This window comes from Thiobacillus sp., assembly GCF_018780105.1.
Lineage (GTDB): Bacteria > Pseudomonadota > Gammaproteobacteria > Burkholderiales > Thiobacillaceae > Thiobacillus.
The window spans coordinates 1-5,699 of the sequence record NZ_JADMKC010000058.1 but is presented as its reverse complement, the minus strand read 5'-3'; the positions used below and the strand labels follow the sequence as shown (position 1 = coordinate 5,699).

Genomic DNA, 5,699 nt, shown 5'->3' with positions numbered 1-5,699 from the left:
CGCGCTGGGGCACGCAGACGCCGTTCACCAACCTCACCTTCGACTGGACCTGCCCGGAGGATCTGCGTGAGCAGGTGCCGGTGATCGCAGGCGAAGAAATGCCGTTCACCTACGGCGAACTGCAGGTCGAGATGGACATGATCAACCGCGCCTACATCGAGGTGATGACCACCGGCGACGCCAAAGGCCGCGTGTTCACCTTCCCGATCCCCACCTACAACATGACGCCGGATTTCCCGTGGGAGTCGGAAAACGCCGAGCGCCTGTTCGCGATGACCGCGCGCTACGGCCTGCCCTACTTCCAGAACTTCATCAATTCGGAGATGAAGCCGAACCACATCCGCTCGATGTGCTGCCGCCTGCAGCTCGACCTGCGCGAGTTGTTGAAGCGCGGCAACGGCCTGTTCGGCTCGGCCGAGCAGACCGGCTCGGTTGGCGTGGTGACGGTCAACTGCGCGCGCCTCGGCTACGAATACAAGGGTGACGAAGCTGCGCTGCTGCGCCGGCTCGACGCGCTGCTCGACATGGCGCGCAACGGCCTCGAGATCAAGCGCAAGGAAATCCAGCGCCTGATGGACAACGGCCTCTTCCCCTACACCAAGCGCTATCTCGGCACGCTGCGCAATCACTTCTCGACCATCGGCGTGAACGGCGTCAACGAGATGATCCGCAACTTCAGCAACGACGAACACGACATCACCAGCGAATGGGGACACGACTTCGCGGTGCGCCTGCTCGACCACATCCGCACCCGCATCGCCGCCTTCCAGGAAGAAACCGGCCACATGTACAACCTGGAAGCCACGCCGGCCGAGGGCACGACCTACCGCTTTGCCAAGGAGGATGCCAAACGCTATCCGGCCATCCTGCAGGCCGGCACGGTGGACGCGCCTTATTACACCAACTCGTCGCAGTTGCCGGTTGGCTTCACCGACGATGCGTTCGAGGCGCTGGAACGGCAGGATGATTTACAAAGGAAGTACACCGGCGGCACTGTGCTGCACCTCTATATGTCGGAGCACATTTCGTCCGCGGAGGCGTGCAAGAAGCTGGTGCGCCGCGCGCTGACGCGATTCACGCTGCCCTACATCACGATCACGCCGACTTTTTCCATTTGCCCCAAACACGGCTACCTCGCCGGCGAGCACGAATTCTGTCCCACGTGCGACGCGGAAGCCCTGTCCCGCAAACGTGCTGTTGCCGCATAAACCCAGGAGACCGATATGAACGACATGACTGTTCCGAGCCCAGTTCTGAGCGCTGCCGACTTGAAGGACGAAGAACGCACCCGCTGCGAAGTGTGGACCCGTGTGATGGGCTATCACCGCCCGGTAACCAGTTTCAACAAGGGGAAGAAAAGCGAGCATCGCGAGCGGCAGTTCTTCGTCGAAGGCCGTTGCTCAATGAGCTGAAGCCAGGCCCACCCAAAATGACACTGCGCCAACCCTGAGATGACGCTACGCGTAGGCGGCCTGACGCCGCTTTCCACCACCGACTGGCCGGGCATGCTGGCTGCGGTGGTGTTCTGCCAGGGTTGCCCCTGGCGCTGCGGTTATTGCCACAACCCTGGCCTGATTCCCGCGCGCGGCGAGAACGAAATCCCCTGGGACGACGTGCTGAGCTTCCTGCGCCGGCGCCAGGGGCTGCTTGATGGCGTGGTGTTTTCCGGCGGCGAACCGACGCTGCAGCCCGAACTGGCCGATGCGATGCGCGCGGTACGCGCGCTCGGATTCAAGGTCGGCCTGCATACCGGCGGCGCCTACCCGCGCCGGCTCGCCGAGGTGCTGCCGCTTGTCGACTGGGTGGGGCTGGACGCGAAGGCCGCGTTTGCCGATTACGCGCGCATCACGGGCGTGCCCGGCAGTGGTGTCAGCGCGCTTGCCAGCCTTGAGCAGGTGCTGGCCTCAGGTGTCGCCCATGAAATCCGTACCACTGTGCATCCGGCCCTGCTGAGCGATGCCGACGTCGTGGGCCTCGCCGGGGCTCTGTCCGCGCATGGCGTCAAACGCCATGTCATCCAGGCCTTCAGAAGCCAGGGCTGCGCGGATGCCGCACTTACAGCGCGTCCTGAATGATCTCGGTCAGCAGCTTTTCGATATCGTCGAACGCCTTCTGCAGCGCCGGATTTTCAGTCGGGCCGGGCTTGCGGTAGGAAAGATAGATCGCGGGATCGCCGGGCATCGCGTACACCGAGATGATGTAGGGACACATGGAGATGGCGTGTGGATCGGCTTCCATCATCGTGCGCGACAGCGCCGCGCTGCAGAACTCGAACTGTTCGCCGTGGGTGAAAACCTGCTTGGTCGCGCCCAGGTCCTTGCCGGTGCGTTCCAGCATGCCGGCGATCAGATTGGTATGGTTGATCTTCAGGCCCTTGCCTTCGATCGCGGACTCCAGCGAATCGCGTATGTACTGGAAATCGCCCTGGGTCTTGAACTGGACGGAATGCGCGTCAGCCGCCAGCGCAGGCAGGGACAGGCAAAACAGGACGCACGCGGCAAACAATTTTTTCATGACAATTCTCGGTTTCAGGAAGTTTGATTTTCGGCCATATGAATGCAGGCGCGCAAGCCTCGTTTGCTACACTCGGCCATGGATTCAAAACTCAAAGCCGATGGCCGTTTCTGGCTCACGCTCAACGGCAGGAACTTTCTCGGACGCGGCCGCATCGAGTTGCTGCAGCGCATCCGCGAAACCGGTTCCATTTCCAAAGCCGCCCGCGCGATGAAGATGAGCTACAAGGCCGCGTGGGATGCGGTGGACGCGATGAACAACGCGTGGTCGACGCCGCTGGTCGCCAGCGGCCCGGCCGGCAGCCACCTGACCGAAGATGCCGAACGCCTGATCACCGCATTCCAGCGCGCCGAGGCGCAACACACCCAGTATCTCGCACAGCTCGCCGACGACCTGACACTCGACTGATCAGGGCTTCGCGTCGGGCACAAACTTCAGCACGTTGCCGTTGATGCAATAGCGCTTGTAGGTAGGCGGCGGGCCATCGTCGAACACATGCCCGAGGTGGATGCCCGAGCTGGAGCTGCGCACTTCGACGCGTTTCATGCCGTGGCTGATGTCCTCGTGCAGGGTGATCGAACCGGGCTGCGGATTGAAGAAGCTGGGCCAGCCGGTGCCGCTCTCGAACTTGGTGTCGCTGCGAAACAGCGCGGCACCGGTAATCGGGTCGACAAACGTGCCGGGACGTTTCTCGTCGAGGTTGGAGCCGCTGAAGGCCATTTCGGTGCCCTGCTCGAACGCGATTTTCTGCTGCGCCGGCGTCAGCAACTGGAACCCCAGCCACTGCCAGAAGCGCGGCTTCTCGCCGTTGTAGCCGGTGTATCGCGACACCTCCTTGCCCTTCTCGAACAGCACGATGGTGGGCGTAGCGAACAGGGTTTTCTCCAGCGTCCAGCCGCTGGGCGCATTCGTGTTCAAGGTGCTGACGATGGGCACTTCGGACTTCCAGTGGTCGAGCACGTCCGCCTTGAACAGCTTGCAGAAATCGCAATGCTCGGCCTCGAACACCACCAGCTGCCGGTCGAAGGCCAGCGCCTTGCCGTCGAGCCGGGGCGCGGGCGCCGATGCGGTCGAACCCGATCCCGGGTACTTCACGCCGGTGCCGCCCAGCCCGCAATAACCGTCCGGATTTTTCACCAGATAATCCTGGTGGTAGTCCTCGGCCGAGTAGTAAGTTTTCAGCGGGGCGATTTCGGTAGTGATCTTGCCACGCCCGGCTTGCGTCAGCGCCTGCTGGTAGGTCGCCTGGGTTTGCCGCGCGACGCCTGCCTGCGCGTCGCTGTGGGTGTAGATGGCGCTGCGGTAATTGCTGCCGACATCGTTGCCCTGACGGTCACCCTGGGTGGGATCGTGGCTTTCCCAGAACTTGATCAGGATTTTTTCCAGACTGGTCTGCGTGGGGTCGAAACTGACCTTCACCACTTCGGCGTGATTGCGCTTGGCGGACTGCCCGCGACGCAAGCTGTTCTCCTGCTTGAGCACCGCCTCGTAGCTGCCCTCGACTTCGCCATTGGCGTAGCCGCTTTCGACTTCGACCACGCCGGGCACTTCGGACATGCGCTTTTCCGCGCCCCAGAAGCAACCCATGCCGAGCACGATGGAATCCAGCAGCGCACCGGGTTTGACCGCGGCCTTGCTGGCCTTGACCGGGCTGGCGGGCGGTTTTTCCTGCGCGCAGGCACTCACCATGAGGCTCATGCTGAGCGCCGCGAACAAGGCATAAATGGAACGATTGATGTACATCCGGAAATCCTCTGGCAAACCATACTGAAGGGGGTGTATGCCGGCGCGCCGATCATGGCGCTGCTGCACGCATAGACATCAGTCGCCATTCAACGGAATGCCTTACACATTCCTCGTACTGATGACCCGTTCAGGCCGGCTCGGGTTCCCCGTCCGCGCGATTCAGCCGGCGGGTCGCGCCCGGTAGAACGTCAGCGGTGCGGCGGTTTTGGCGACCGCCGGCTTGAGTTTGCCCACCACGTGCATTTCGCAGGGTTTGCAGTCGAAGCGCAGGGTGAGCTTTTCGCTGCCGTTGATGAGCGTGAGCGGCTCGGCGCGCACCGTGCCCTGCACCCCGGTGACGCCCTTGGCCTGCTTGGGGCACAGCGAGAGCGAATAGCGCACGCAGTGCTTGGTGATCATCAGCGAGACCTCACCGCTTTCCTCGTGGCTTTCATACGCGGCGGCGATGATCTGCACGCCGTGCTTCGCGTAAAAATCGCGCGCCTTGTGGTTGTAGACGTTGGCGAGATAGCTCAGGGTATCTTCCGGATAGGGCGCGGGCGGCTCGACCGCCAGCGCACGCGGCGGCCGTACGTAAGCGGCGGCGCGTTCGGCGTCCAGCGCGGCAACGGCATCGCGGCGCAGGGCGTTGACGAACGAGGCCGGCACGAACCACGGTTGTGACAGCTCCAGCGCGATGCCCCTGACCGCATAGGCCGTAGCGCCCAATTTGCCGAGATGTTCGTTCAGCGTGGCCTCCGCCTTGGCGGCATCGTTGGAGGGTTCTTTCGCGTGCGCCGCGGCGACGCTGACGCTGTTGCCGTCTTCGTCGGCCAGCGTCAGCGCAAAACCCGCGTCCGTTTCTTCCAGCCGCAGCCACACGCCGATGCGGCGCTCGCTGGAGGCCTTGTCCAGCATGCGCACCCAGTTCATGTCGCGATTGCGGTTGAGCAGCGTGCCTGCACGCAAATCCTTGAAGCTCGCGATTGGGTCTTTCGGAAAAACGCGCCACTTGCCGTCACCCACTTTTTCGGCGCGGTTGATCGCGAGACCGGCGAGATCCTTGTGCAGGGTGTAGTAGCACAGGCCATCGCCATTGTTGAGCACGGTATCGGCCGAATCGGCAAACAGCTCGACCCACTTGTCGCCCACCTTGCTCACATACCCGATCGGCAAGCCAGCGTTTTTCGGCGAGTCGAATGCGCCGATGTCGTCCTTGCGCCCGCCCACAAAATAGTCGGTGAATTCGCGGTTGAAGTTCTGGTCGGGGTCAGGGGTGAAAGCGAAGGTGGTGCTGCCAGAGGAGGCGCGGGCAAATTCCGGACGACGCGCGATGATCTGGTCGAGCAGCGTGCGGTAATGGGCAGTGATGTTCTTCACATAGCCCATGTCCTTGTAGCGGCCTTCGATCTTGAAGCTGCGGATGCCGGCGTCGATCAGCGCTTCGAGGTTGTCGCTCT

5 protein-coding genes and 1 pseudogene are annotated in these 5,699 nt (G+C 62.7%); 3 read left to right on the top strand and 3 right to left on the bottom strand.

The window, feature by feature from the left end:
- Positions 1-62: 62 nt before the first annotated feature.
- Both IV098_RS15760 and IV098_RS15755 read left to right on the top strand, forming a co-directional pair.
- Positions 63-1,412, top strand: a pseudogene (locus IV098_RS15760) (ribonucleoside triphosphate reductase).
- A 39-nt stretch (positions 1,413-1,451) separates the two neighbouring features.
- Positions 1,452-2,075, top strand: a complete 624-nt coding sequence (locus tag IV098_RS15755) for an anaerobic ribonucleoside-triphosphate reductase activating protein (RefSeq protein WP_296890793.1) — start codon at positions 1,452-1,454, stop codon at positions 2,073-2,075.
- Here IV098_RS15755 and IV098_RS15750 read toward each other — a convergent pair.
- Positions 2,056-2,514, bottom strand: coding sequence for a DUF302 domain-containing protein (locus IV098_RS15750; protein ID WP_296890791.1), 459 nt, complete (start codon positions 2,512-2,514; stop codon positions 2,056-2,058). The two genes, IV098_RS15755 and IV098_RS15750, sit on opposite strands and share 20 nt — an antisense overlap.
- Before the next feature lie 78 nt (positions 2,515-2,592).
- Between IV098_RS15750 and IV098_RS15745 the strand changes: the two genes are divergently transcribed.
- A complete protein-coding gene (locus tag IV098_RS15745) occupies positions 2,593-2,922 on the top strand; it encodes a winged helix-turn-helix domain-containing protein (RefSeq protein WP_296890789.1) in 330 nt (109 codons plus the stop codon).
- Here IV098_RS15745 and msrA read toward each other — a convergent pair whose 3' ends face one another.
- Together msrA and IV098_RS15735 are read right to left on the bottom strand one after the other, a co-directional pair.
- Positions 2,923-4,257 carry a peptide-methionine (S)-S-oxide reductase MsrA gene (gene msrA / locus IV098_RS15740; protein ID WP_296890787.1) on the bottom strand — a complete coding sequence of 445 codons (1,335 nt, stop codon included), beginning with the start codon at positions 4,255-4,257 and terminating at the stop codon, positions 2,923-2,925.
- Between the two features lie 162 nt (positions 4,258-4,419).
- The coding region (locus tag IV098_RS15735) for a DUF3656 domain-containing protein (protein ID WP_296890785.1) at positions 4,420-5,699 on the bottom strand (1,280 nt) is incomplete at its 5' end.

What these genes read in the sequence shown, in the direction of transcription:
- IV098_RS15755 (WP_296890793.1), top strand. Translation starts at nt 1,452, where the DNA reads ATGACGCTACGCGTAGGCGGCCTGACGCCGCTTTCCACCACCGACTGG.
- IV098_RS15750 (WP_296890791.1), bottom strand. Translation starts at nt 2,514, where the DNA reads ATGAAAAAATTGTTTGCCGCGTGCGTCCTGTTTTGCCTGTCCCTGCCT.
- IV098_RS15745 (WP_296890789.1), top strand. Translation starts at nt 2,593, where the DNA reads ATGGATTCAAAACTCAAAGCCGATGGCCGTTTCTGGCTCACGCTCAAC.
- msrA (WP_296890787.1), bottom strand. Translation starts at nt 4,257, where the DNA reads ATGTACATCAATCGTTCCATTTATGCCTTGTTCGCGGCGCTCAGCATG.